Consider the following 25,080-nt stretch of genomic DNA (forward strand, 5'->3'; position numbering starts at 1 on the left):
TTTTTTCTTTCTTGTAAAGTTTCCTATATTGTACCTCTTACTTAATCCTTAATCCATTTCATTGCAAAAAATTCATAAGATATTAATAGGTATTGCATTTTCTCCAAACTTAAAAGCAAATCTATTTGAAGCTGTTAGACTAGCAAACCTATTTGAAGCTGAGTTAGTTGGAGTTCATGTTGGCACAAAATCTAATCAAAAAAAAGCAAATTTAAAAGCAATTTTATCTGAAGCTGAATCTCTTAAAAAACCATTTAAAAGTATTTGGAAAGAAGGAAACCCTGTTGAAGTAATTCTAGAAACTTGCGTTCAAGAAAATATAGACCTATTAATTTTAGGTGCTTTGCAAAAAGAAAACCTTTTAAGATACTATGTGGGATCTATAGCAAGAAAAATTACCAGAAAAGCTCCTTGTTCTGTACTTTTATTAATTAAACCATCTATAGTTAGAGTTGCTTGTAAACATATTGTTGTAAATGGTTTAAAGGATGAGAAAACTGAAGAAACCATAAAAACAGCATTTGTTATTTCTGAACATCTAAAATGTAATAAAATTACTATTGTAGAAGAAGTGAGTCCGGCAGAATTACAAGTAATAGTTAGTGATGATAAGACTTTGCGTAAGGCAAATATTGTAAAAGAAAGACTTAGAAACAGAGAAAATCAACGTGTAAAACATATTTTAGAAACGATAAACAACAAAAACATTACTGTAAAAACCCAAAGTATTTTTGGTAAAAGAGGGTACTCTATTGGGCATTATGCTAGAGTAAAAAGAGCTGATTTATTAGTTATGAATGCTCCCAATAAACTTGGTTTTATAGATAGAATTTTCCCTCATGATATTGAGTATATTTTATCTGAATTACCAACGGATGTTTTAATCGTTAAATAGATGAATAAGAAAAATACTATTAAAACGTTTTTAGGCGATATTCCTAAAAATTTATTTTCTGGCTTTGTAGTTTCATTAATTGCACTTCCTTTAGGTTTAGGACTGGCTTTAGCTTCTGGAGCACCTCCAATCTCTGGTATTATTGCTGCAATAGTTGGCGGAACTGTAGTTGCAATAATTGGTGGTTCTAACGTTACAATTACTGGACCAGGAAATGGTTTGGTAGTCGTAATTCTTGCCGCAATAACCACACTTGGTAATGGAGATATGCACCAAGGTTTTTTATACACTTTAGGTGCCATTGTAATTTCTGGAATTATAATGATTATTCTAGGTTTTTTAAGAATGGGGTCTTTGGGTGATTTCTTTCCAGCATCAGCAATACAAGGAATGTTGGCTGCTATTGGTATTGGTATTTTTACCAAACAAGTTCACGTTATGTTAGGAAATTTAAATGCCAAAGGAAGTATTGTTGAGTTGTTATTTCAAGTTCCAGAAGGTATTATCAACCTTATAAAAACAGACAATCCTAGTATGTTTTATGCTGGTTTAGTAGGTGTTTTCAGTTTACTAATTATGGTGTTTTATAGCAAAATTAGAAACAGATATTTTCAATTAATTCCTGCACCTATGTGGATTGTAGTTTTAAGTGTTGGTCTGTACTATTATTTTGATTTGGTTGCTGTTTCAGATTATCCTATTCACAAAGAATTATTAATTAATTTACCTGATGATATTTTATCAAACTTTGCTTTTCCTGACTTTTCAATTATTTATCACACAAATTTTATAAATGCAGTAATTGCCATCACTTTAATTGCTAGTATAGAAAGTTTATTAAGCATTAAAGCTGTTGATAAATTAGACCCTTTAAAAAGACGTTCTAACGTAAATAAAGATCTTAAAGCTTTGGGTTTAGCAACTGTTATTAGTGGTTTTTTAGGCGGATTAAACGTGGTTACCGTAATTGCAAGAAGTTCTGTAAATGTAAATAATAAAGGAACCAATAGATCTGCAAACTTTTTTCATGCAGCATTTTTGGTACTTTTTATTTTACTGTTTGCAACAGAGTTACGCAAAATTCCATTATCAGCTTTAGCTGCAATATTGGTTTATACAGGATATAAATTGGCATCACCAGAAAACATAAAAAAGGTTTTTAACATTGGTTCTGAGCAATTAGTTATTTTCTTAATCACCTTATTTACAACCATTACAACCAGTTTAATTGCGGGTATTCTAGTTGGTATTTTAGTCACTTTTATTATTCATATTATCATTAATAAAGATGTATTATTATTTATTAAAAACGTTTTAAAACCCAATGTTTTAATGTTTAAAGAAGATGATAAATATTATGTTAGTGTAAAGAATTTTTCGAGTTTTTTAAACTACACAAAACTAAAAGCAAAACTAGATCAGATTCCTGAAACCGAAGAAGCAATTATCGATTTTTCTTTATGCGATTTTGTAGATCATTCTGTAATGGAAAATATGAGTAATTATACAGCATCTTTTACTAGAAAAGGTGGGCATTTTGAAGTTATTGGTTTAGACGATTCTAAATCTGGAAGTGAGCATCCATTTGCATTGCGTAAAATATTACCCAAACAAATGATTCCTAAAGAAGGTGTACTTACCAAAAGGCAAAAATTAATTCAGAATATAAGCGAAGAAATGCATTGGAAATATGATGCTTTTTCTGCCCAAGAAATGGAAGAATTGCCAACTTTTGGGTATTTTAAAACCAAAAAAATTGACAAAGTTTCTAATGTACTTTCTAATGAAGATTGCACCATTTTTGATGTGCAATTTTCTGAAGGAGAAATGATTGCAAAACAAGTAATAAAAGCTACAATGTTGCATATACATACATTAAAACCAATTCCAAACTTTACTTTAGATAAAGAAGGAATTTTTGAATATATTTTAGATTTTGCTGGTTATAAAGACATTAATATTGATGAACATCCAGATTTTAGCAAACGTTTTTATTTATCAGGAAAAAATGAAGAAAAAATTAGAGCATTTTTTACAGATGAATTAATTTTGTTTTTCGAAAGCAACAAACAATATCATATAGAAGCTACAGAAAATGGTTTGTTAGTAATTGGCAACGAACGTTTAGCTAGTGTAAAGGAAATGAAATCTTTAGCGTATTTTGGTATGGGTTTACAAAAAACAATATAATATGTTAGGACTACAATTTGAAACCGAAACTTCTTGGGCAGAAATAGCAAAAGACAATTTGCAGCAAATACTTACAGATCATGCTTTTTTAGAGCAAAAAGCTGCATCAAACGCAGTTTCTATTATCATAAATTATTCTGAAGAAACAGAATTGGTAAAAGAAATGAGCAATATTGCTATTGAAGAAATGCAACACTTTAAAATGGTACATTTGTTAATGGTAAAACGCGGAATGGTTTTAGGTAGAGAGCAAAAGAATGATTATGCTGTTCGTTTGCAAAAGTTTTTTCCAAAAACAAAAGACAGAACAGATGCTTTAATTCAACGTTTATTAGTGGCTGCTCTTATTGAAGCAAGAAGTTGCGAGCGTTTTAAAGTATTTTCTGAAAATATGGAAGATAAAGAGTTGTCTAAATTCTATAATAATTTAATGATTTCTGAAGCCAATCATTATACCACCTTTTTACAGTTTGCACGCAAATATCAAGATAGAAAAATTGTTGACAAAAAATGGAATGATTTATTAGCTTTTGAAGCTGAACTTATGCGCGAACGTGGAAAGTTGGCTAAAATATATGGGTAAAAAGCCCATCTTAATCTTCCCAAAGGAAAGAAAATCAGACTCTTAAATTCAAACTAATTTAAAATATGTTTTCTAAAGAAGAAGCTGCAAAACTTAGAAAAGAATTTTGGACAAGTTTTGGGAAATCATTTCCTAGAAAGTGGTTGTTATACAATACCAAAATTAAAGGTTTTTCTTTTAAATTTGTGGCAGATAGAAAAAAAGCAGCCGTTTGCTTAGATATCGAAAAACCAGATGAAGTTGCTAACCTTCTCTATTTTGATCAACTTCTTTCTTTAAAAACACTTTTAGAAACAGAACTTCCAGAAGTTATTTTTGATGATGCTTATGAATTAGAAAACGGAAAACAAATTCATAGAATTTATGTTCCTTTTAATAAAAAATTTAGCATCTACAATAAAAATACTTGGAGGGCTTGTTACGAGTTTTTTGTAGAAACAATGCCAAAATTCGAACTCTTTTATTATGAATATGAAGCTGTTATAAAGAATGTATAAATATTTATCTTTCAAATTTTAAACTAACTCTTTCCAAAAATCACTATAAAAATTTGTAGTTTCCATTAATTCTTGATGTGTTCCAGAATTGGAAATTACTCCGTTTTCTAATACATAAATTTTATCTGCTATTTGAGGTAAAGAATGTAATCTATGGGAAATGAAAATGATAGTTAGTTCAGATTTTATTTTTTTTAATAAATTTAAAACAAACTTTTCTGTCTTTCTATCCATTGCAGAGGTAAATTCGTCTAGTAGCAATAATTGAGGTTTTTTGTATAAAACTCTCATTAATGCTATGATTTGTTTTTGCCCACCAGATAAATTAATCCCTTCTTCTCCTAAAATTGTGGCAAAGCCTTGAGGCAAACTATTTACAAATTCTGTAAAACCATATTGGTTACAAAATTTCTCAATATTTTCTGGAGTATCTTCTTTACCTAATAAAATATTTGTGATTACATTTCCGCTAAATATGGTAATGTCTTGTGGAATAATACCTATAATATTTCGCCAATTTTCTGTGTTTATATTTGGTAGATTAAATTGATTATTGACAATTATCTCTCCATTTTCAAAAGGGTAGAATTTTTGTAAAACTTGCCCTAATGTGCTTTTACCACTTCCGCTTTCTCCAACGATTGCGATACATTCATTTTTATTTATGGATATATTAATATTTTTAAAAAGTTGTTTTCTTCCTGCAAAACGAAACGATAGATTTTTAATTTCTAAAGAATTGAATTTTGATAAAGGAATATCTCCTTTATTTTCTGCTTCTATGGAAGTAAATTCATACATTCTGTTAAAAGCAACTTTGGCTTCATTAATTGGAATTGTAATTAATGCTAAACTTGCAACAGAGGGTAGCAATGAACCTGCAATCCCTAAAATTGCCATTAATTCTCCCAATTGCATAACTTCATTATAAACTTGTGTAGAAGTATAGATTAAAATACCAATTAAAAACAAGACACTAAAAATACCAGAAAATATAGATAAACGGACATTTATCTTACCCAAATTAAATACTTTTTCTTGAAAGTTGCCGTAAATAAATTGATTGATTTTTTGAAAAATTGATTGCCTATTATTATTTTTAATAGTTGCAATACCTTGCATAGAATTAATATAATTACTCTCATTAAAAGCATACCCTTGCATCATTTCTTTTTGTGCATTGATAATTTTTTTATTAAAACTATAAATTAATAAAAAATAGAAAGGTAAACTAACAGAAGCTATAAAACCCGTTTGCCAAGAATAGAAGAATAAGAACCCTAAAGAAACAATAGTTACTAAAATATTAATAGCTGTATTGCCAATAATTTGACTAATAACTTTTTGAACACGTTGAGTGTCATTTAATCTTGCAACTAATTCACCTATTTTACGAGTATCAAAAAATGGTTTTGGTAAATGTAATAATGATGTGTAAAAACTATCTATAATTCTGTTGTTAAAATCTTTGGATTGTGTGATTAAGAAAAAGTCTCTTAAAGCTGTAAACAAAACCCTTACTAATAAAAGAAAAGCAACTAAAATAATACCTGTAATTAGTTTGTTAAAATCTTTTGAGGGTAAAATATCATCGATTAGTTTTTGAGAAAATATTGCCATTGCCATCCCTAAAATTGCAATACCTAAACCTAAAATGATGCTAAAGCTAATTAATTTTGAATCTTCTTTTACTAATTTTATAAACCATTTTTTTTTGTTGTTGGTTTGTGTTTTAGATTTTACAAAATTGTTATTTGGTATTAATGTTAAACAAGTTTTAGATTTCCAAATTTTTTCTAATTCTTCTATTGTTAACTCTACAATACCTTTGGATGGGTCTCCAATAATAAATTTATTATTTCTATAACCATAACAGACAACATAATGTTGTAAACGTTCTTCAATTACTACGTGAAGTATTAATGGGGCTTTATGGTCTATGATTGCTTGTAAGTCAGCTTCATTGCCTTGTGCAGTAAAACCTAATTGATTGGATGCTTGATACAAACCTAACAAGGTTGTACCTTGTTTTGTTGTACCACTTAATTCTCTTAACTTTTCTAAAGAATTAGTGCCTTCGTAATATTGAATAATTGATAATAAACAGGCTACACCACAATCTGATTGATCTTGTTGTAGTTTAAAAGTTTGCTGTAAGTGTTTTTGAGATAGATTTATTTGTTTAGTCATTTTTGTTTCAATACTCTTAAAATACCGTTTGCATTTAATTGACCATTATGTTTTTTGATAAGTTTGTTATTTTTATCGTAGATTAAAATATACGGAATAGAACTGGCATTAAAAATAGTAGAAAATTCACCTTTTTTATCTTCTAAAAAGACAATATTTCCTTGATTGTTTAATTTATATAATTCTGCAAATTTTTTGATTGCTTTTGTTTCTTCAAAAGAAACAAAAATAAATTGAACATCTTCAAATTTGTTTAAGTTTTGACTTATACTTTCAGCTTCGTGGTGACAAAAATCACAATCGCTATTAAAATAAATGAAAATAGTTGATAGATTAGGTTTTAAATTTTGATTCGTAAAAGAAGTACTATCTAATGTTTTTAACTCAAACTTTGGAATGGTTTGTATTTGTTTGGTTATTTTACTTTTTTCTTTTGTTTTGGTAATAATATTGTAACCTAAATAAGATAATAAACTAACAATACTAATGATTACTATAATACCTATTTTCTTTTTTTTCATAGTTAGCTTATATTTAAAGTTAAGAACATAACACCAACAACCCAAATTAATAAACCTACACCGTAACTACTTGCTACAATTGAAAAACCTTTATCTGTATTTTCATTAAGTTCCTTACCTATTAAATAAGCTAAAATAATCCAATAGGCTAATTCAAATAGATTTAACACCTGAAATGGATATATAACCAGGGTTGTAAACCTTCGTAACCTATTATATTTAAAGCTGATAAAGGGTAGAAATTTTGTAAATCTTCTAAATTATAGTCTGTTTGAAAGAAATAAAACCAAGTAGTTTTAAAAACAATAACTAACAAAAAGACAAATTCTGCTTTTATTACTATGTTAAACAGTTTTTTGTACTTGATTTCTTTATCAAAAAAGAAACAGCCTATATCTAGTATCGCTGCTATTATAGATGTTTTTAAGATTAAAAAAATAGGAAGAAATATATAGCCAATATTTGACCATTTATTTTTAAAATTCATAAAACTCTCTATTTGTTCAGATGTAAATTGCTCTGCTAATGTGTTTAAAGTTAAGTTATCTAACTCTAATATTTTTTCTGTTAAATAAGTTAAGCCAAAAGTTACAAATATTATAATGATGATAAGTCGAAGAGAATTATTCATCAAGCCTTCTTATTTTTGCTAAGCCAAACTCCAATTCCGGTTAAAAAAGCGCTTACAGAAATTATAATATAGAATAAAAGTTGTTTGCCTTCATATTCATTTTTAATAATAAGACCTATAGACCAACCACATATTAATAAAGTGATTGCTAAAAAAATTTTTTTTTGTAATAAATTCATTTTTTTTAAAATTTAAGTTTAACGTTTTAGTATTTAGTGATTAAAATTAGGTTGCCTAAAAAATTAGACAACCCTAAATAAATTAAGAACAAGCCATAGATGCGCCAATAGAGCTACCTATAAAACCAGCAACAGTAGCTGATTGACTAGCTATAATAGCAGCAGTATAGGCTATAGGCGCAGCCATTGTAAATAAACCTACAGCAGCTACTGCTAATAATCCAACAGCAAAAACGCATTGAAAATCACCTCCTTGAACTTGTTCCATTTGATTTAAATCTAAATTTTTCATAATTAAAATAATTTTAGTTTCGCCATTCAAAGTTAACATAGTTTTAGAAATTGTGAATGACGTTAGTCAATTTCTAAAATATTTAAACTTTTTAATAATTTTATAAAGATTCTGAATAATGCTTATAACAAACATTGCCAGTTATAAAAGTAAAATTAAAACAGAAAAAACAACTTGTCAATACCAAAAAAAGAGTAAATTATACCTTTTTAAGCTCACAGAAAACCGTGAGAGAACTCACGGTTTTCCGTTACCCAAAAAGTGGCTATTGCAAAAAGAAAATAGTATTATTATCTTTGATATAAAATGTTGTCATTTTATTACCTGCCATAATAATTATAGGGGGTAATACTAAAAGTACAATAAATACAAAGGATATTAATAATTTTGGTTGAATTTAATTTAAACGATGTTTAAAGAATGTTTAAACCCTATTGTAATTTTGGCTGATTCTTTTAAGTTCTTTTGTTTAACCAACCGTGAATAAGCCAAATTGAGCGAATTGCTGACTTTGGCATATCAAAATCATCATAGTCTTCGTTTTCTGATTTTAAAAGGAACTGTTCTAAATGTTTATCTGCTCTTCTTATGTATTTAAGGTATCTGCGACCATCATTGCATATAATACCGTAAATTTGCCCATACTCTAAGTGTTCTAGCCAAGTTTCTATTTTAGTACCAAATAAAACAGAACCGCTTTTAATTAGTTTCTCCATACTATCTGAATAGGCTCTAAAAGCTGTACATCCTGAAAATTCAGGAATATCCATATAGTAAGCTGGCTGTATTGAAACATCTTCAATAGTAGCGATACTGCCTCCAGCAGCAAAATCTGTATCATAATAAGGAACTAAATCTGTATTACCATTACGTTTTTTTGGTAGCTTACCCTCTGGACTGTATTCTATATTACTACCACGAAATGACGATGTTTTTTGCACTTTTGGTTTTGTCTCAAAAACCTCAACGTTTTTATCAACGTTTTTTTTGTTGATTTTTTCTGTATTTTTAGTTTTTTCGTAATATTCTTCGTTTAGGTATTTATGTCCAACGTTTTGAACTCTATAAATCTCACCTTTATTATTCAAAAACCAATCAGGACTTATCTGTTGATATTTAGTTAAAACATTAGAAATAAAATCATATTTTGGTTTAGTTCCATTGATGTAATTTCTAATGTTAGCTTCACTTGTTTGAGTTTCTTCTGCAAACTTTGATTTATTTCCTTCAGTAAACAAATCCACTAAATATCCTATTCTTTCACTTATGGTTTTCATAAATATTTCGAATTAAACGAAAATATTTTCGAATTAAATTTGTTTATTCGAAAATAATTACGATTTTTGTTCATATAATAACGAACACAAATTAACAAAAAATATATTAATGGAAAGCGCAGTTAAAAATAAATACTTCCACGGAATTGGAAAATTACTAGGAAGAGAGCTTGGATATAGTGATAGATATGTTAGAGATGTCTTGAACGGGAAGTACGAAGATAGAAATACTGAAGCTGTTAGGAAAATTAAAAAAAGAGCAGAAGAACTTATAAGCTAATACATGAACTTTACAAAAGATGACATATTAGTAAAGAATAATTCTGTTTGGGTTAGCCAAAAACTTGTAAATGATTTAATCAATAAAAATGAACATTGGTTTGAATCTGTTAGAAGTCGCTACAAGTCATCAGTTCAGCCTTGTTATAGGCATCACAATATTTTACCTGATACAGGTAAAGGATGGCGTTTCGCAAAAATTAAAAACAAATTTTACTACGCTTTAGATAATATTCCTAACAGAAAACCAACCTATTATAGAGATTTATTTGGAGACAGAGAAGAGTTGGTAAATGCTTATAAGGAAGCAATGGAAAATAAAAATGTTTCTTTATTAGAACCTCATTTTTTACATCATAAAAGAGAAATTAAGAAAGTTTATTATAGAGCTTACTTAAACAATACAAAAATTCAGCAAGAAAATTTAAGCATTGCTGCTGCATTATTAGAAGGAGCTGTAGAATGGATTCATGAGCATCAATTAGACACCAGTAAGAGTGCATTTTTTAAAGAATATTGTCAATTATTAGAAAAATATGACATCCGTTACTTACCAAAAAATCACAGGAAACTTAAAGAAAAAGTCTTAAAAATGTTTAGTGGTGGTTACGCTATTGTTGATTTAGTGTATTTACCAAGACAATGGAATGCAAATGCACAGGTTCATGTAGATAAAGAAATTATCAGTTGGGCAGTTCAGATGCGTGCAATGGGACAAAACTATTCTAATGATAGTATTATTAGAAAAGTAGCTCATTTATGTGAACTTACAGGTAAAGCAATGCCTAGTAGACGTTGGTTTGGTCAGAATATATTTGAACAACATTATATAAAATTTTTAACGTCAAAAACAAGATTTGGAACTGGCGAACGTGGAGCAAAAATGTATGAAGGTTATATACCAATGAAGAATGCAATTTTTGCAGGCGATTGTTGGCATGTAGATGCTACTCGAATGCAATTAATAGCACATAAAACAGAAGCTGGTAATTTAAAGCACTTGTTTATAATTGCTGTACGTGATGTACATAGTGGAGATGTAATTGGTTATAATTTTGATTACAAAGAAGATAGATGGTCTGTAATTTCTGCTCTTAAAATGGCAGTCAATGAAACGGGTTATTTGCCTTATCAAATAGTATTTGACAGGTTTCCTGGTTATAATACAGAAGAGGCAAAAAGATTGTTTGCTCAATTAGAACAAATGGGCGTTAAAGTAACCATTAGCCACAATCCTCAGTCCAAAGCGAAATTAGAACGTTGGTTCGGAACTATGCAATCTGTATTTGCAGATTCTTCTGAATACTACTATGGAGAAGGTATAAAAAGTAATAGACTATTTGCACATCGTTCTCCTGAATATTTAAAGAAGGTAAAATCTAACGCTCTAAAAGATAAATTTAATTTACACGATTCTTGGCGTGAAAGTATGCTAATTGTTGAAGCATACAGAAATACACCTTTATCTTTTTACTCAAGAAAGTACAAGAGTGTAAACAAATCTCCAAAACTACTACATTCAGAAAGTGAAAAGCCAAATGTAAAAAAACTAAAAGACTTTCAAATATCAATGCTTTTTGGACTGAAAAAGAAGAAACAAGTTAATAACCTTGGTTTAATTTCTACAGATATACAAGGAATTACGTATCACTACAAAATAGAAAATTATGAGGTATTTAGTAAAGTACCTGAAGTGATTTTAAGTTATGATTTAGAAGATTTATCAAAAGTATTTGTCTTTAAGAAAAATGAACAATTTTTAATTTACCTATGTGAAGCTTCTGAATTTGAAGAAGTACAGCCTTATGGTCCACAAGCTGAATTTAATAAAATATCAAAAGAAAAAGCAAGAATTAAAGCCATTGAAGAAAGGCGTAAAAAAGAACTTGAAGAAGCTACTGAAGGTTTTGATGAAGCAGCTTTAATGATGGGTAAATACACCTCTAAAAACGAGGCTACTGATGCTGAAACCATCTTTTTAAATCAAGAAACTGAAACTTATAATCATAAAAAAACCGTTGGAAGTGATTGCAACACTCCTAACGGTGATGATATAGACATAGACGAATTTACATCTAATCAATTTTAATTTTTTTACTTATGACAAACTTACAAAAAAAAGAAATAGTACAAACTATTGAAAATCGAGTTTTAAAACTTGGTAGTCAAAACAAGGTTGCAAACAAGTGTGAAGTTTCTTCGGCAACTATTAGCCAAATGCGAAATAACAAATGGGAGTTAATTAGTAGCGATATATGGTTAAAAGTTGCTTCTAAATTAGAACATAATTTTTCTGAATGGAAAATTGCACCAACTACCAATTATAAAATGATGCAAAGCACTATTGCTAAAGCAAAAAACCAAAAACTATTTGTACCTATTGCTTATTTGGCTGGAGCAGGAAAAACAGAAGGTATTAAAGGGTTTATAAACAATAATGACGAACCATTTAATTACTATTTAAAATGCCGACAATGGGCTGCTAGAGAATTTATAGAGCATTTATTACAAAGTATTGGTAAATCTGTACCAAAAGGCTACAATTCAATAGATAGTTTAAGTCAACTTGTAATTGATTTTTTTGTTGAATTAAAAATTAATACACCTACACTTTTTTTAGACCAAGCCAATTCTTTAAAAGCATCTGCAATTAAGTTTATCATTCATTTATACAATGAAATGGAAGACCAAATGTCTTTACTAATTGCTGGTACAGAAGCTTTAGAAAAAGAGATTAAAAGAGGTGTGCGCTACAATAAAGATGGCTATGATGAAATTGATAGTCGACTTGGAAGAAACTACTTAAAGCTTTTTGGAAATACATTAAAAGATGTGCAAAAAATTTGTGAATGTAATGGAGTTTATGATAAAAAACAACAACAAGACATTTTTGATGAATGTAAGCCTATTATAAAAAATGTAAAGGTAAAAAAGACAACTGTACAAGTAAAAGTTGTTGAAGATACTCGTAGAATAAAACGAATTATTATACGTGAGAGAGCTATAAATAATCAAGAAAAAAAGGAGATGTCTCATGCTTAAAATACATACCAAACCTGAACTAGAAGCAAAAATTGCTGAATTAAATAATTGGCTCAATCATTTTAATGCAAAGCATCATTTATACAAGCGTAAAAAACAAGCAAAAACGTACTATGTAGGAAAGTTAATAGAGCTTGAAGAAAACAATTTAAAAGTTATAAGAGCATGAGTAAAAACGTAAACGATATAGAAGTAGAATTCGAAGAAATTAATAATAACCATCAAAATTCAAATAAAATGAAAGACACACAAGCACCAGTAGAACCAAGAGAAATGACCATTGAAGAAATGGAAGCTAAAGTTGCTAAAATGAAAGAGAAAAGGCGTAAGAAACGTGAAAAAGAGCAACAGGAATATGTAAAAAATAGAGATTCCAATATTACTGATTTGATTTCTGAGGCAATAACACTTCAAGAAATGATTAAAGCTTATAAAGATAAAGTTGCTGGACTCATGGTTTCGCAATCTGAAAAACTAACAGAATACGGACAAATTAGAAAGAATTCCAAAGGCGGTTTTTCAATTACCAATACCATCGGAGATAAACGAGTAGTAAGACGAAGAGATACAGAACCAACTTGGGACGAACGTGCTGAAAAAGGTGTGGATTTATTAAGAGATTATCTAAGCGATGTTGTAAAAAAGAGAAACATCAAAGATTTTGAACTCATTATGGGCTTCCTTGTTAGAAATGAAAAAGGAGATTTAGAGCATAGTAGAGTTATGGAATTGTTAAAACACGAAGATTATTCTACTGATGAACGCTGGATAGAAGGAATTAGACTTGTTAAAGAAGGTTACAGTAACGTTATGAAAGGTTATGGTTATCAGTTTTTACATCGCCCAAAAGATGGCGATAAATGGGAGAATATTAATTTATCATTTTCAAGTATATAGTTATGGGATTAGTAATAGCATTTATAAGTATTGCGGTTGTATTATGGATTGTAAGAAATGAACAACCACCAACTGATTTATTTGATTAAATCAAATCCCTTGAATTGGTTGCTTGTAAAATGAGGGTTTTGCAAGTGTTGGTTCGAATCCAACCAAGGGAACAAGAATTAAAGATTATGAGTAGCAATAGAAGATATTATTTACATCGTGTTTTAAGAAAAAAGGCAATTAATTATAATCCTTACAGTAAAACAATATTCAAAAACTATGATACAAAAGTAAATGACAAACATATTAAAATGTTGCAAACCGAATTTAATTATAGCGTACAATTAGAAATTTATTAGTTATGAAAACAAATTATCAAGTCAAAGATTTAAGAGTTCATAAAGAAGGCAAAATAGCCACTTTTAAGCGACGTTTAAGAGCTGTTAAAATGGTTTTGTTTAACAAAGGTTTTATAGCAGTTACAGCAGAATTAAAAGGCGAAAATTATCAAGTTGATATTATCAACCATAATGTAGATAATAGAACTACAATCAACGCCTTATCAAACTATACAAATGTTTTGATTGATAATGAATATTATAGTGATAAAATGGATAAAAATATAGAAAAATGGCTACACACAGAAAGTTAATGACATTGCTATCTAAAGCAAAGATTGATGAACAATCTAGACACGATTTAATCTATGCTTTTACCAAAGGTAGAACTAAGTCTACAAGAGATTTAACACTTGCTGAAGTAAAAGCACTTTGCAGTAAAATGGAAAGTTCTTTTGCATTTGTAAAGAACATTGATGCGTACACTGAAATTGAACGTAGAAAAAAGCGAAGTATCGTGTTAAAAATTGCTACTGATGTTGGTATTCACGACACTAGTAACTGGACTTCTTTCAACAATTTCATGAAGAATAGTAGCATCTTAAAAAAGCAATTAAACAGCTATCAATTAGACGAATTAGACGCTTTAATTAGACAGTTTAGAGCCATAAAAGCAAACTTTAATAGGTCTGCTAAGAAAGCTGGAACAAAAGCACATTCATTTAAGTATAAACTACCAAACATCGTATTAAATTAATGGCATACAATCAAAAAAATAAGCTTCAAAGAATTATAGATATTCAGGAAATTGCCAAAAAATGGCAAAAAGTAGGTTTGACTAATACTAAAATATTCGAACTACATGTATTTCCTATCTATAAAATTAGCAAGCGAACTTTTGATGAGTATTTAGGTGTGCCAGCTGTTAGAGATTTAAAGAAAATTAAAGCTGAAGAAGCATTACAATTTAACCTTTTTGAAACCGAGAAAGAACCTAAAAAAGATGCAATATAAATTCTATTCTGAAGGACGTGTTTACTTACGAAATGTAACTAGAGAACGATTAAAATTACTAGAAGCTGAACATAGAGGTTTGCGTATAGATTATCAAGTAACCTTTCCTGATGGAGCAATTTTAGACTGTAAATTTATAAAGAAGTAGCTATGCCAAAAATTCAAAAAGTATTTACACTCGATGTAAATCCGCAAAAATATTTAAGTGCTTGCTCAACTGAAGAGCTTATAGAACTACAGCTTTTATTAGACAAACCTTGTTATCAAAGACGAATAACTAAGGCTCTTAACCCGAATTCAACAAAATAAGGCTTAAAACCCGAATTATTATGAAATATCCAACAATAGACGAAGTATGCAATGCATCAAGATTAGAAGTTTGCAGATGGTGGCGATTTTTACCATCACCAAAAAATACAGAGCAGCAAAACATTATGTATGAAGTTTGTAATACCTACAGAGAATTTGGTGGAATGACTTCTGAAATATCTAAACAAATAGGTCTTAAAAAGTAACATTATGAACGAAACTATAAGACAAAAATTAGCTAAAGTAAATGAATTGGTAAATCGTGGAGTTGCTGGCGAAAAAGTAGCTGCTAAAAAAGCTTTAAATAGACTAATTGCAAAGTATAAATTGTCTGATAAAGACATTGAGAACATCAATAAAAAACAATATCATTTTAAGTATCAAACTGAGCTTGATTTAATGCTATTCCAACAACTTTTACACTACTTTTTAGAAGATAAATACAACGAAGTTTATAAAAGTACATATGGTGTAAAAGAAATCATATTAAATCTTGAATATTTAGATTTTGTTACTCTAACATCTACCTACGAATACTTTAAAAGACACATGAAAAAGCAATATAAAATTGCTGTTTTGCCTTTGGTAAATAGATGTAGAACTCCAAGAACCAAAAACAAACGAAGACAAGAATTATATCCTATTTTCTTTTCAAAATACATCTTAAAAAGTGGCATCTATAAAAAAGACCAGGTATCAAAAATGGATACCTCTAAAATGTCAGGAAAAGAGGTAGCTGATAGAGTTTCTATGCAAGTAGAAGGTGGTAGTTACAATAAGCAAGTTTCAACAGGATTGTATTTAAATTAAGAATTATGCTAAGTTTTAAAAATAATCAAACCAATAAATTTTGTACTAATAATTTTTTTGATGCTTTTCAAATGGGAATATGTAAAAACCAATGTGATAATTGTAAAAAATTAGTATTAGAAAGAAGAAAAAAAACAAAAGAAATATTAGGTAAAAAATGAAACTAAAACTAAAATTTACAAATGACGAACTAATTGCAGCAAATACATTGCTGCAAAAGTTATATGATTTGCCTTTTAATCAGTTTGAAAGTCCGCAAAAAATATTTGTTTCTATTGGTTTGGATTTGGCTGATAAATTTGATAAAAAATGTAAATCTATCCTAAAAAAAGCAAGTCTTTTTACTCAAAAAAAGAAATATGATACTACATTGAAATATCATGAAGCTTGGGCATTAAAAAATATATGTGTAGAGCTGTTTTCTTGGTCAGAAAATGAGTATCAAAAATTACAATTAGAAAACATTATATCAAAACTAGACCCATGGACGAAATAAAATACCAAGTTACTCATAAAAGTGGCTCTAAAATGCTATTTAAATACTGTTTAAAAGGATTTTTAAAAGGTTATTCTACAGAAATGAATGTTACCCATAATACTGTTAAGTTCTTTAAAGAAAGGTTTCCTTTTATGCATTCAGATTTGCAATATTTTAAAGACCATAAAGAATTTAAAGTTGATAAAATAGAACTAGATTTATCTTTTAAAAACTTTTGGAATACCTACGCTTATAAACACGGAAACAAACAAAGAGCTATAAAACTTTGGGATGCACTTTCTGAAAATGATAAAGCAAAAGTTTTTGTACATATAAAAAGATACAATAACCATTTAATTGGTAATGTGGGTCAGCAGAAATTAAACCCTGAAACCTATTTATACCAAAGAAGATTTTATAATGAGTAAAAATTGAAATATGCAAACAAAAAAACAAAGTTTACTAGAAGCCATTACTAATACCACTGTTGGGTTTGTTATAAGTCTGATAAGTACATTCATTATTTTTCCAATAGTAGGTATTAACAGTTCTGGTGTTCAAAATGTATTAGTAGTGCTTTTTTTTTACAGCAATTAGTATTGCTAGAGGTTATGTAATTAGACGTTTTTTTAATAAAAAAATTAAACAAAAATGATTAAGTCAATACAACTTTTAGATGCTGCTAAAGTGCCTTATACCGACACTAATTTAAAGAGTATTCAAAACCTAGTTAAACGCTATTTAAACGCAGGTTTTAATGTTTCTGAAGAAATGATTGTAAACTTTATTATAAAGCATTACAACAAAGAAAAACCCAATATAAAAGAACTATTTGCTAGGTTGCATACTATGAAACTTGCACCTATAAAAAAGAGCGAAAAAATAAATAGAAATGCACCTTGCCCTTGTGGTTCTAATAAGAAGTATAAAAAGTGTTGTTTGTAGTATCTTTGAAAGTTTAATAATTAAACTTTTAAAATATGAAATGGCTAAACAAATTTTTAGATAAATCGATTAACAAATTACAGGGCAAACTTGAAAAGCAAGAAAAAGAAATTGCTGAAAATGAAAGATTAGATATGATTGAAGAAAAAAAAGCAAAATATCCTGCTAATATTAATAACATTGGAATGTATCATTTTGATAAATACACATTAATTGAACGTGATTATAGTGTAAATTCTAACATAAAGGCTTTTCATTATTTATTAGGAATTGTTTTTCAAGGTAGGACTGATGAATTTAAAGATGCAGAAAAACAAATAAAAAGTGAAAAATGTATCTATAAAGACAATGTAAACAACCTTTTTATTGAATGGTTAAAGGAAAATAGAAAAGAGCTAATTAAAGCTATGAAAATAGCTGAAAGAGTTGAAAATGCTGATATTGGTAACGATATGAAATCATTTGAAACAATTGGAGATTACACTAATAGAAAATTAAGAAAAAGTAAAGTTTTTATGAAAATATATAACCATTACAGTAATTTAAACCCAAAAGAATTGTTCTTAAAATAATTTTATATATTTGCATCGTACGATAATAAAAATAAACAAGATGCATTTCAAAACAGAAATCATTAAAACACCCAGAGGGCATATTCGTGAGGATATGCGGATATCTATTGCATCGCAATTTTTATTGTCGTACACCTCTGGGGATTTTATTAACTTAATTTTTGTTTCAAATGTACGACAGCAAAGAAAGACAAGCTCCGTCTAAAAATGAGCAATCTAAAGTGATGACTTTCCAATTCTCGGAAAGTAAACACGAAATTCGAAATCTTATTATTGAAAATGAACCTTGGTTTGTTGCTAAAGATGTTTGTGATGTTTTAGAACACACTAACGTTAGTGTTGCAATCAAAATGTTAGACCAAGATGAACGCACTAAACAAAGTTTAGGTCGTCAAGGTGAAACTTGGTTAGTTTCAGAAAGTGGTTTGTACGCCTTAATTATGCGTAGCAACAAGCCAGAAGCCAAAAGTTTTAGAAAGTGGGTAACTAAAGAAGTGTTACCAAGCATCCGTAAAAAAGGCTATTATGCTACCAAGTATCAACAAAAAGATGCTTTTGTAGATGCTAGAGACGTGCCTTTTTTAACCAAAAACTTTCAAGAGGCTTCTGTTAGGGTCATTAACTTAAATGGTATAGAGTGGTTTTCTATTAACGATGTGCATAGAGCCTTATGTTGTGCTACTGGTGCTGCACAAATTGTAAAAAAGCTAAATGCAAAACAAACCTTGGCTAGTAAAATTTGGGTGTTTGGTAATACACATCCTGCTTGGTTTACCAACCAATTAGGCGTACAGCTTATTTTATCTAATTCTAAGAAAATTACAAATCCATTACAATTAAATTTAGCGATATGAGACCAACGATCTATTTTGAAAGAAAGTCTGAAATGACTGCATTTGCAAAAGATTTTGTAAAAATGCACCCAGCCAATTGGTATTTACGCACCACTTTAGAGTGCGACCATAAAGTAATGGAGAAACGCAAAGCCATTGTTTTATTAATTGGAGAGCGTTTGGTAAGACGTTTAATAGTTTGCGGCACTTGTAAACCTAAAACTGAAAGCAATGATTAAGACAACAGAAAAAGGTGGTGTTGCTATTGTAAGTAATCATACATTTGCGCAAGAAAATCACTATAACAGAATTGTATCGTTATTAAAATCGATACAACTACAAGATGAAGCTACTTTTGACCACGCTACAGTGTATTATACTATAGATTTGGTATTAGATATGCTACCACCTCGTGAAGTTTTTATAAAGCAGTAATTTTAAAACCCTCGAATTCGAGGGTTTTTTAGTTTTCAGTTTCAAAATCAAAGTCTTTAATTTCTCCTACCAAATTACTTTCTGTTACTAAAGTTGCATCTCCATCGGTTTCACTAAACTTATCTGTAGCCTTTTTTATTCTACCATTATAAGAGCATTCAAACGTTAATAATTGTGTGTAAATTATAGCATCGTTCTTATCTTGATTTTCGGAAATCAAATCTAACTTACCAGTACAATTACTTTCTAAATCTTCAACTAAATTATATACGGTATCTACAAAGTCAAAAAACTTTAGCGCATTGTCTCCAGTAACTTTTTTTCTACCTGAAGTATCTCTAATAGTTTCATAACAACAATGTAAAGTAACTGTAGCTTGGTTTCTTTTATGGTCAATATCAAATTGCACTAAAACAGCTGGTAAACTTAACACTTCAAAAGATTCCTGGACCAAATATTGTTGTTTGTAAAAATCGACTTCTTTAACTGGTTTTACGCCAGCTTCAGTAAATTTAGTTTTAGAAGCTGGAGCAAATAATGTTGACTGTAGTTTTTTATAAAATTCTTTCATTTTATGGCATTTTTTAAATCACGTTCTATTTGTCTTTCTAATCTTCTCATTAGCACAGCACTTTCTCCAATAAATTGCCTTGGTGGTAGTGTAACATTCATTTGTCTTTTATGTGTTTTTACAGTTGCTTTTTTACCACTCCTGGTTCTTCTATTATGTTCTCTTACACGAACATTTTTTTTGATAGTTCCACCATCATTATGCACTTGAGCATAAGGTACATCTGTACCAATAATTATTACATTTCTGTTTACTGATAACTTTCTGATGGAACGCTTTAACCTACCAGTTCTAACCATTAAAGAACCTCTGTCTTTACGTTGTCTTTTTTTCCAAGAAACCCTACTTCTATCCACCCAGTTTTTACGCACAAAACGTTCTTTACTAAAGTTTACTGCAACAACAGCCAATCTTGGAGGTAACCTATCTACAGCTTTAGAAACCTTATTTAATTTATTTATAAAATCGCTCATTAGCTCATTTCTGCATTTCTAACAACTTTCATCATTTGGTCATCATACCACTCTTTAAATTCTTCAGGAGTTTTATGGTTCAAAGTTTTATTACTGACATTCATTTCTCCTTGATGAAATATTATTTTTTCAATAACAATAGATTTTGCACTTGATGCAGCAGCTGTAACTTTTCCTACTCCATAATCGGTATTATTGGAATTATTATTTTTGTTTTTATTATCACCATAATCATCATCAAGTAAATCGCCTTTTACACCAAGTTTTTTTAAAATTCCTTTGTTCTTTCTAATTAAACTTTGAATTTTTTCATAATTAAATCCTTTTGTAATTTCCTTGGTATGTTCAGAAATATTAAACTTTAATTGGTCTATTCTTTTTTTCTGGAGGTAATCAGGATTTTTTAATTGTTGTAAAGATTTTAGTTCAGCATTATCTTTTATAATGTTATCTCTATTAAACCCTTGATTTTGTAATTGAACTTTTAATTTGGAACGTAAATCTTTTAGTTCATTTAATCTATTTTTTGTTCTATTTAAAATATCATCAGCCTGTCTTTTGCTTAAATCATTTGTGTTTAATAAGCCACTATCTAAACTAGTTGGATTTGAAATATTTGACACATTTTCAGCAAACATTTTATCTTTTTCTAGCATTTTTTCTCTAAACTCATCTATTTTATCCATAGCTTCAGTTATTTTAGATATAAATACAGCAATTGCGCTTACAATTAAACCAATTGCGTTTGCTTTAATTGATGCTGTGAAGTTTTTCATAGCACTTGTAGAAAGTTTTATTCCACCAGCTAATCCCATTCTAAAAAGTCCTCCTAATTTGCCAATTTGTAAGTTTAGTAAAATGTTTGTGGTTTTAAATGCTATAAAAGCAATGGTTAAATCCTTAATTAACGACCATATTTTTTTACCATTCCTATATAGAAATGTTAATACATTATTTGTTTTTACTAAAATTTTTAGAACGAGTGGTAGTATTTTTGCTCCTAATTTTGCCATAATTACGTTAAACCTATTTTTAACTAAATTACTTAGAACAGTTACATCTCCATTTGCATTTTTAAGTGCTTTATCTAAATTAAATTTAGAGGAATCAAAAGCTTCAAATGTTTTAAACATATCATCAGCTCCGTTTTTAGTCTTAGTTAACAATGCACGCAAACCTTCAGAACCTCCAATTTTATTAATTAGTTCATCAATCTGTTTAGGAGACATCTTTTTGAATTTCTTATCTACGTCTCCAATAATACTTTCCATTGTTCTCAAATTGCCAGTAGCATCGTAAATATTAACTCCAATAGATTTTAAACCTTTTACTGTAGCTGCTTGTGTTAATCCTTGAAAAGCGGTTTTAGTTAAGGTGGCAGCTTGCTGACTATCTTTAGCGATTGATGTAAAAACTGCAAATAGTTTATTAGCGGAATCTACTTTTTGACCTGCTCCAGCAGCAGCTCCTGCATACTCTGTTTGCACCTTTGCTAATTCTTTAAAAGTGGTAATACCAACTTGAACCGTTTTTGCATTACTAGCAAGTAACATATCTGTATCCTTAGCATCTAATCCAAAAGCTTTAATTGCTTTAGAGGTTGCATTGATGGAATCGTTTAATTCTGCACCAGTTGCGGTGCTAAATTTGGCAACACTTTTAAAAATAGTAACTGCATCTTTTCCATAAAAACCAAGAGCAGATTGTATGTCATAATACGCTTTTGTGGTATCTGTTAAACTTTTACCAGTTTCAAATGCAGAATCCATTATGAGACCTTTATAGGTCTTTAAATCCTTATTGTTTTTATCAAGATTTAACTGCTTAATTTGTAGAAATTCGTGATTGAACTTTTTGGCTTCTACAGTTGCTTTTCCAAAAAGTGTGACGACTGCTAAAAGTCCAGCTGCAATGAGCGTATATGGATTGCCTAATAAATCCATTGCCCTACCAAACAATGGTACTTCATTACGCATTGCAGAAAATGCATCAACTGTAGAAAGTTTTAACTGTTTTAGTTTTCCTTTCATTTTGTCAGTTGTTTTATTCAACTTTCGTTTGGTTTGCATCAATTTATTATTAAAGAGCTTGTTTCCAAGTTCCAATAACAGTTTTAATTTTGCTGTTGCTGCCATTTATTTTATTTTTTATACTTTTGTATCAGAAGTTTAACACAATCTTGCAATAAGCTTAATAACCAAAAGTCACTGTTTACATACTAGCTTTAATATCCGCAAGGGAGATTGTGTTAAGCTTTTTTCTTTTTTAATAGAATTCCTTTTCGCTCGTCTTCTTCTTTCTTTTTCAATTTATACCAAGTACCAATTTCATTATTATTAGTTCCTAGTGTCGTTTTAACCACTACAGCTTCATCTTTAAAATATTTGATATAGGTATATTGAAATTTCTTATTACTAATTGAATTTAACCATACTTCATCAGGCGTATTTAAAACCTCTTTTACAAACGGAAAAAGTTGGTGTCTATCTTCTCCTTTTTTAATGTATTTTCCTGAAGTATGCTTTTTAAAAACATCGTTTTTAAGTATTATTTTGCGTTTTAAATGGTCTGTAAACCCCATAAATAAAGACTTTCCTTGTTTTCCATCCGATCTGAATAGTTCTGATGAATTCCCTGGAGAAATGGTACTATCTAAATTCAGTTTTTTAAGCCCTTTAAACTCTTTAAATGATGTTAAACCATTGTAAGATTTGTAAGTAATAGTATTGGCATTTTTTAGTATTTCTCCATCATCTGTATAAAACTGACTTTTATTAAAAACCTCTTTAGTGTCTGCTCTATTAAAACCAAAGTCAGAACCTGAAAAATCATCACCCATTATAGACATAGCAGCTTTACCGCTTATAACTTTACTTTTATCGCCAACATATTGCACCATCTCACAACGACAGTTATAACCATTTGGAGGATATAAGCGCATTGCTTCAGTATCATTTAAATTGAAAACTTTACCATTTAGTAATTGATGCTCTTCTCTCACTTTATCATCGCCAACAGTTTGATATTGTACATAAGGAGTTACTGTTGAAGCTTCACTTTTAAATCTTAAATACGCTGCTGAATTTTGAGCAGTTGCAATGGTAAAGTTTCGCTCCGTTTCTAAATAAGTGGTATTAAAGTTTTTCGTTACTTTTTCAGCTTCAGCTTTAAACTCACTTAATGACCTGATTTGGTTCTTTTCTCTATTTACCATTAAATCGGTCATCGCTGCCAAACGAGCTTCTGTTTTAGATGCTGCAAACTCAATTATGTTTTGTTCCATCATTTGTAAAAGTAAATGGTCTGTTGCGTTCCAAGAAGCTTCAGTTCTGTAAGTTCCCCATCCAGTTATTAAACCATTTAACAATAAAAGCGTTTCTTCAGCTATTAATTTGGCAGCTGTCCCTAATGTGTTTTTTTTCTGATAGATTTCTTCAGCTAAATCATTACTTATGTTTTGAATGTTGTTTAAAGCTTTAGATGCTATTGCTGAAAAATGGGTATCACAACATTTGTCTTCAGGATAGATAGGAATATTTAAACCAAGCGCATTAATATTATTTACTATTGGTTTGGTTTGGACTTTTTTTTTACCAGTAATTGGAATGTGAAAAGTATCAGACAACCAAGCTTCGTCAACCTCATGAGTTTTCATAACACCTTGAGTAATTTTCCAATACTTATCTAATGCTAAATTATGAGATTTGTTAAATGTAAATCTGCTGTTTTCTGAAATAAAAGAATACCCTTGATTTCTTAATATTGGTATTAAAACATCGTTTACTAAAAAGGTTAATCTTCTTTTTACTGCTTTTGCAATCTTTTCATCTAAATTACGTTCATGCACTTCTGATTGACTTCTTGAACTTCCGTCATTTGTTATCATTGTACCACCAACAATGGCTACAGAAATTTCTTCACGGTTAAAGTGAATGAATTTTGAATAGGTTTGATACGCATCCGTTCTACTTGCTTCTTTAATATCTACAGTTGTACCTAAAGGAAATATTCCTGTTGAAGCTTCGCCAATTTGCTGCAACATGTATTCAATTTTATCCAAGCTTTTATCATCAGATTTGTTAGTAGTGGCTGTTATCATTGGCATACCAAACTTCTCACAAAACTCAGCCCAAGACTGTGCCACATTTCTTTTCCAAATTAAGTTTGGTACAATGTCATTTAAAATTCCTAAAGGTTCATCTTGATTTGCCTCTATTTCAATTAACCAATTCTCAAAATAAGGGTCATCATAAGAAATAACATCATTCTTAGATAAATCAGGAATCATAATTTTTTGCTGAGGCACAACATTACGCCTTGGTATGATTGAAAACTCAACTTTAGTTGGTAAAAAAGCATTAAATAACAAAATGGTATTACCAACAAAGTCTCTTTGAATACCTGCTGTTAAAAAATCGTAAAACCATTTTTGATTAAAGAATTCAGTTGCTTCTTCATTTGGTTTTTTGTTGGATTGGTCTATGACACTAAAGTCAGTATTTAAAATGGCATACTCATATAAGCGTAATTGCGCTTTTAAATGTCCATCAGTTCTTAGGTCATCTATTAAGTCATAATAATAATTAAAACGAGGTTTTTCAGGGAGTTCAGATATTTTAATAGCTTGCCTCCATTTATCAATGTCTTTTCTACTTCTATCTTTAAAAGCATTTACTATTTTTAGGATTAAATCCTTTTCTGCTTGCAGCAATTTTCCTGAAGCATCACTTCTTTTTCCTTGAAATGATTTTAAGTCTTTAGAGCGGTTTATGTCAAATCCGAAAATCTTCATACTATATTTTTGTTTTATTCGCTTAAAATTGAATTTAAACGGTATTTAA

The 25,080-nt window shown here is 29.4% G+C and carries 35 protein-coding genes and 1 pseudogene; 25 read left to right on the plus strand and 11 right to left on the minus strand.

Translation table 11 applies throughout. The features are described 5' to 3' along the window. Nucleotides 1-61: 61 nt before the first annotated feature. The 4 genes from ACY2RX_RS01360 to ACY2RX_RS01375 all read left to right on the plus strand — a co-directional run bounded on the left by ACY2RX_RS01360 (nt 62) and on the right by ACY2RX_RS01375 (nt 4,165). Nucleotides 62-895 carry a universal stress protein gene (locus ACY2RX_RS01360; protein WP_490102158.1) on the plus strand — a complete coding sequence of 278 codons (834 nt, stop codon included), beginning with the start codon at nt 62-64 and terminating at the stop codon, nt 893-895. Beyond that, on the plus strand, nt 896-3,085 hold the full coding sequence (locus tag ACY2RX_RS01365; protein ID WP_490102159.1) for a SulP family inorganic anion transporter: 2,190 nt from the start codon (nt 896-898) through the stop codon (nt 3,083-3,085). A gap of 1 nt (nt 3,086) precedes the next feature. Further along, complete coding sequence (locus ACY2RX_RS01370; RefSeq protein ID WP_490102160.1) at nt 3,087-3,668, plus strand: MiaE family protein; 582 nt, start codon at nt 3,087-3,089, stop codon at nt 3,666-3,668. A 65-nt stretch (nt 3,669-3,733) separates the two neighbouring features. Next, nucleotides 3,734-4,165, plus strand: coding sequence for a DUF4268 domain-containing protein (locus ACY2RX_RS01375; RefSeq protein WP_490102161.1), 432 nt, complete (start codon nt 3,734-3,736; stop codon nt 4,163-4,165). Between the two features lie 18 nt (nt 4,166-4,183). Here ACY2RX_RS01375 and ACY2RX_RS01380 read toward each other — a convergent pair whose 3' ends face one another. The 7 genes from ACY2RX_RS01380 to ACY2RX_RS01410 all read right to left on the minus strand — a co-directional run bounded on the left by ACY2RX_RS01380 (nt 4,184) and on the right by ACY2RX_RS01410 (nt 9,255). Beyond that, complete coding sequence (locus ACY2RX_RS01380) at nt 4,184-6,355, minus strand: peptidase domain-containing ABC transporter (protein ID WP_490102162.1); 2,172 nt, start codon at nt 6,353-6,355, stop codon at nt 4,184-4,186. Beyond that, nucleotides 6,352-6,876: a TlpA family protein disulfide reductase gene (locus ACY2RX_RS01385; protein ID WP_490102163.1), complete on the minus strand. Its 525-nt coding sequence runs from the start codon at nt 6,874-6,876 to the stop codon at nt 6,352-6,354. The genes ACY2RX_RS01380 and ACY2RX_RS01385 overlap by 4 nt, the downstream gene beginning before the upstream one ends. Before the next feature lie 2 nt (nt 6,877-6,878). Further along, nucleotides 6,879-7,046 (minus strand): hypothetical protein, encoded by a 168-nt coding sequence (locus ACY2RX_RS01390; RefSeq protein WP_490102164.1) that lies wholly within the window; start codon nt 7,044-7,046, stop codon nt 6,879-6,881. Then, nucleotides 7,040-7,507, minus strand: coding sequence for a hypothetical protein (locus ACY2RX_RS01395; protein ID WP_490102165.1), 468 nt, complete (start codon nt 7,505-7,507; stop codon nt 7,040-7,042). Before ACY2RX_RS01395 ends, ACY2RX_RS01390 begins: the two co-directional genes overlap by 7 nt. Next, entirely contained in the window at nt 7,507-7,686 is a 180-nt protein-coding gene (locus ACY2RX_RS01400) for a hypothetical protein (RefSeq protein WP_490102166.1), read from the minus strand. Before ACY2RX_RS01400 ends, ACY2RX_RS01395 begins: the two co-directional genes overlap by 1 nt. An 82-nt stretch (nt 7,687-7,768) precedes the next feature. Beyond that, nucleotides 7,769-7,978, minus strand: coding sequence for a hypothetical protein (locus ACY2RX_RS01405; RefSeq protein WP_490102167.1), 210 nt, complete (start codon nt 7,976-7,978; stop codon nt 7,769-7,771). A gap of 455 nt (nt 7,979-8,433) precedes the next feature. Then, nucleotides 8,434-9,255: a S24 family peptidase gene (locus tag ACY2RX_RS01410; protein WP_490102168.1), complete on the minus strand. Its 822-nt coding sequence runs from the start codon at nt 9,253-9,255 to the stop codon at nt 8,434-8,436. Nucleotides 9,256-9,364: 109 nt separating this feature from the next. On the opposite strand from ACY2RX_RS01410, the gene ACY2RX_RS01415 reads away from it, so the two are divergent. From ACY2RX_RS01415 to ACY2RX_RS01515, 21 genes and pseudogenes are all read left to right on the plus strand, one after another. Continuing rightward, the gene (locus ACY2RX_RS01415; RefSeq protein ID WP_490102169.1) at nt 9,365-9,535 is read left to right on the plus strand and encodes a hypothetical protein; all 171 of its coding nucleotides are present in this window, start codon (nt 9,365-9,367) and stop codon (nt 9,533-9,535) included. Nucleotides 9,536-9,538: 3 nt separating this feature from the next. Then, nucleotides 9,539-11,623 (plus strand): Mu transposase C-terminal domain-containing protein, encoded by a 2,085-nt coding sequence (locus ACY2RX_RS01420; protein WP_490102170.1) that lies wholly within the window; start codon nt 9,539-9,541, stop codon nt 11,621-11,623. Nucleotides 11,624-11,634: 11 nt separating this feature from the next. Next, nucleotides 11,635-12,576: an ATP-binding protein gene (locus tag ACY2RX_RS01425; protein ID WP_490102171.1), complete on the plus strand. Its 942-nt coding sequence runs from the start codon at nt 11,635-11,637 to the stop codon at nt 12,574-12,576. Further along, nucleotides 12,569-12,745, plus strand: a complete 177-nt coding sequence (locus ACY2RX_RS01430) for a hypothetical protein (RefSeq protein WP_490102172.1) — start codon at nt 12,569-12,571, stop codon at nt 12,743-12,745. Before ACY2RX_RS01425 ends, ACY2RX_RS01430 begins: the two co-directional genes overlap by 8 nt. Further along, complete coding sequence (locus ACY2RX_RS01435; protein WP_490102173.1) at nt 12,742-13,473, plus strand: DUF3164 family protein; 732 nt, start codon at nt 12,742-12,744, stop codon at nt 13,471-13,473. The genes ACY2RX_RS01430 and ACY2RX_RS01435 overlap by 4 nt, the downstream gene beginning before the upstream one ends. Before the next feature lie 176 nt (nt 13,474-13,649). Next, on the plus strand, nt 13,650-13,820 hold the full coding sequence (locus tag ACY2RX_RS01440) for a hypothetical protein (RefSeq protein WP_490102174.1): 171 nt from the start codon (nt 13,650-13,652) through the stop codon (nt 13,818-13,820). A 2-nt stretch (nt 13,821-13,822) separates the two neighbouring features. After that, nucleotides 13,823-14,113 (plus strand): hypothetical protein, encoded by a 291-nt coding sequence (locus ACY2RX_RS01445; RefSeq protein ID WP_490102175.1) that lies wholly within the window; start codon nt 13,823-13,825, stop codon nt 14,111-14,113. Beyond that, nucleotides 14,092-14,556: a hypothetical protein gene (locus ACY2RX_RS01450; protein WP_490102176.1), complete on the plus strand. Its 465-nt coding sequence runs from the start codon at nt 14,092-14,094 to the stop codon at nt 14,554-14,556. Before ACY2RX_RS01445 ends, ACY2RX_RS01450 begins: the two co-directional genes overlap by 22 nt. Continuing rightward, entirely contained in the window at nt 14,556-14,813 is a 258-nt protein-coding gene (locus ACY2RX_RS01455) for a hypothetical protein (protein WP_490102177.1), read from the plus strand. Before ACY2RX_RS01450 ends, ACY2RX_RS01455 begins: the two co-directional genes overlap by 1 nt. Continuing rightward, complete coding sequence (locus tag ACY2RX_RS01460) at nt 14,803-14,961, plus strand: hypothetical protein (RefSeq protein WP_490102178.1); 159 nt, start codon at nt 14,803-14,805, stop codon at nt 14,959-14,961. The genes ACY2RX_RS01455 and ACY2RX_RS01460 overlap by 11 nt, the downstream gene beginning before the upstream one ends. Before the next feature lie 181 nt (nt 14,962-15,142). Next, the gene (locus tag ACY2RX_RS01465) at nt 15,143-15,328 is read left to right on the plus strand and encodes a hypothetical protein (protein WP_490102179.1); all 186 of its coding nucleotides are present in this window, start codon (nt 15,143-15,145) and stop codon (nt 15,326-15,328) included. 4 nt (nt 15,329-15,332) lie between these two features. Then, on the plus strand, nt 15,333-15,932 hold the full coding sequence (locus ACY2RX_RS01470) for a hypothetical protein (RefSeq protein WP_490102180.1): 600 nt from the start codon (nt 15,333-15,335) through the stop codon (nt 15,930-15,932). A gap of 157 nt (nt 15,933-16,089) precedes the next feature. Then, nucleotides 16,090-16,428 (plus strand): hypothetical protein, encoded by a 339-nt coding sequence (locus tag ACY2RX_RS01475; RefSeq protein ID WP_490102181.1) that lies wholly within the window; start codon nt 16,090-16,092, stop codon nt 16,426-16,428. Beyond that, nucleotides 16,416-16,838 (plus strand): LvrA C-terminal domain-related protein, encoded by a 423-nt coding sequence (locus tag ACY2RX_RS01480; protein ID WP_490102182.1) that lies wholly within the window; start codon nt 16,416-16,418, stop codon nt 16,836-16,838. The genes ACY2RX_RS01475 and ACY2RX_RS01480 overlap by 13 nt, the downstream gene beginning before the upstream one ends. A 10-nt stretch (nt 16,839-16,848) precedes the next feature. Beyond that, complete coding sequence (locus ACY2RX_RS01485; protein ID WP_490102183.1) at nt 16,849-17,007, plus strand: DUF7220 family protein; 159 nt, start codon at nt 16,849-16,851, stop codon at nt 17,005-17,007. Next, nucleotides 16,991-17,065, plus strand: a pseudogene (locus ACY2RX_RS01490) (DUF7220 family protein); the annotation flags it as partial. The gene ACY2RX_RS01485 and the pseudogene ACY2RX_RS01490, both read left to right, overlap by 17 nt. Beyond that, the gene (locus ACY2RX_RS01495) at nt 17,062-17,355 is read left to right on the plus strand and encodes an SEC-C metal-binding domain-containing protein (RefSeq protein ID WP_490102184.1); all 294 of its coding nucleotides are present in this window, start codon (nt 17,062-17,064) and stop codon (nt 17,353-17,355) included. The pseudogene ACY2RX_RS01490 and the gene ACY2RX_RS01495, both read left to right, overlap by 4 nt. Nucleotides 17,356-17,390: 35 nt before the next feature. Then, complete coding sequence (locus tag ACY2RX_RS01500; protein WP_490102185.1) at nt 17,391-17,927, plus strand: hypothetical protein; 537 nt, start codon at nt 17,391-17,393, stop codon at nt 17,925-17,927. A gap of 170 nt (nt 17,928-18,097) precedes the next feature. Further along, complete coding sequence (locus tag ACY2RX_RS01505) at nt 18,098-18,781, plus strand: BRO-N domain-containing protein (RefSeq protein WP_490102186.1); 684 nt, start codon at nt 18,098-18,100, stop codon at nt 18,779-18,781. Next, nucleotides 18,778-18,999 carry a hypothetical protein gene (locus ACY2RX_RS01510; RefSeq protein ID WP_490102187.1) on the plus strand — a complete coding sequence of 74 codons (222 nt, stop codon included), beginning with the start codon at nt 18,778-18,780 and terminating at the stop codon, nt 18,997-18,999. Before ACY2RX_RS01505 ends, ACY2RX_RS01510 begins: the two co-directional genes overlap by 4 nt. Beyond that, nucleotides 18,992-19,195, plus strand: coding sequence for a hypothetical protein (locus ACY2RX_RS01515; protein ID WP_490102188.1), 204 nt, complete (start codon nt 18,992-18,994; stop codon nt 19,193-19,195). The genes ACY2RX_RS01510 and ACY2RX_RS01515 overlap by 8 nt, the downstream gene beginning before the upstream one ends. A 28-nt stretch (nt 19,196-19,223) precedes the next feature. On the opposite strand, the gene ACY2RX_RS01520 is transcribed toward ACY2RX_RS01515, so the two are convergent. The 4 genes from ACY2RX_RS01520 to ACY2RX_RS01535 all read right to left on the minus strand — a co-directional run bounded on the left by ACY2RX_RS01520 (nt 19,224) and on the right by ACY2RX_RS01535 (nt 25,031). Beyond that, nucleotides 19,224-19,766, minus strand: coding sequence for a hypothetical protein (locus tag ACY2RX_RS01520; RefSeq protein ID WP_490102189.1), 543 nt, complete (start codon nt 19,764-19,766; stop codon nt 19,224-19,226). Next, entirely contained in the window at nt 19,763-20,239 is a 477-nt protein-coding gene (locus ACY2RX_RS01525; protein WP_490102190.1) for a phage virion morphogenesis family protein, read from the minus strand. The genes ACY2RX_RS01520 and ACY2RX_RS01525 overlap by 4 nt, the downstream gene beginning before the upstream one ends. Then, nucleotides 20,239-22,374: a phage tail tape measure protein gene (locus tag ACY2RX_RS01530; RefSeq protein ID WP_490102191.1), complete on the minus strand. Its 2,136-nt coding sequence runs from the start codon at nt 22,372-22,374 to the stop codon at nt 20,239-20,241. The genes ACY2RX_RS01525 and ACY2RX_RS01530 overlap by 1 nt, the downstream gene beginning before the upstream one ends. Nucleotides 22,375-22,487: 113 nt before the next feature. Beyond that, a complete protein-coding gene (locus tag ACY2RX_RS01535) occupies nt 22,488-25,031 on the minus strand; it encodes a phage portal protein family protein (RefSeq protein WP_490102192.1) in 2,544 nt (847 codons plus the stop codon). Nucleotides 25,032-25,080: the final 49 nt, after the last annotated feature.

It is taken from the genome of Polaribacter sp. 2405UD43-2, from assembly GCF_058147125.1.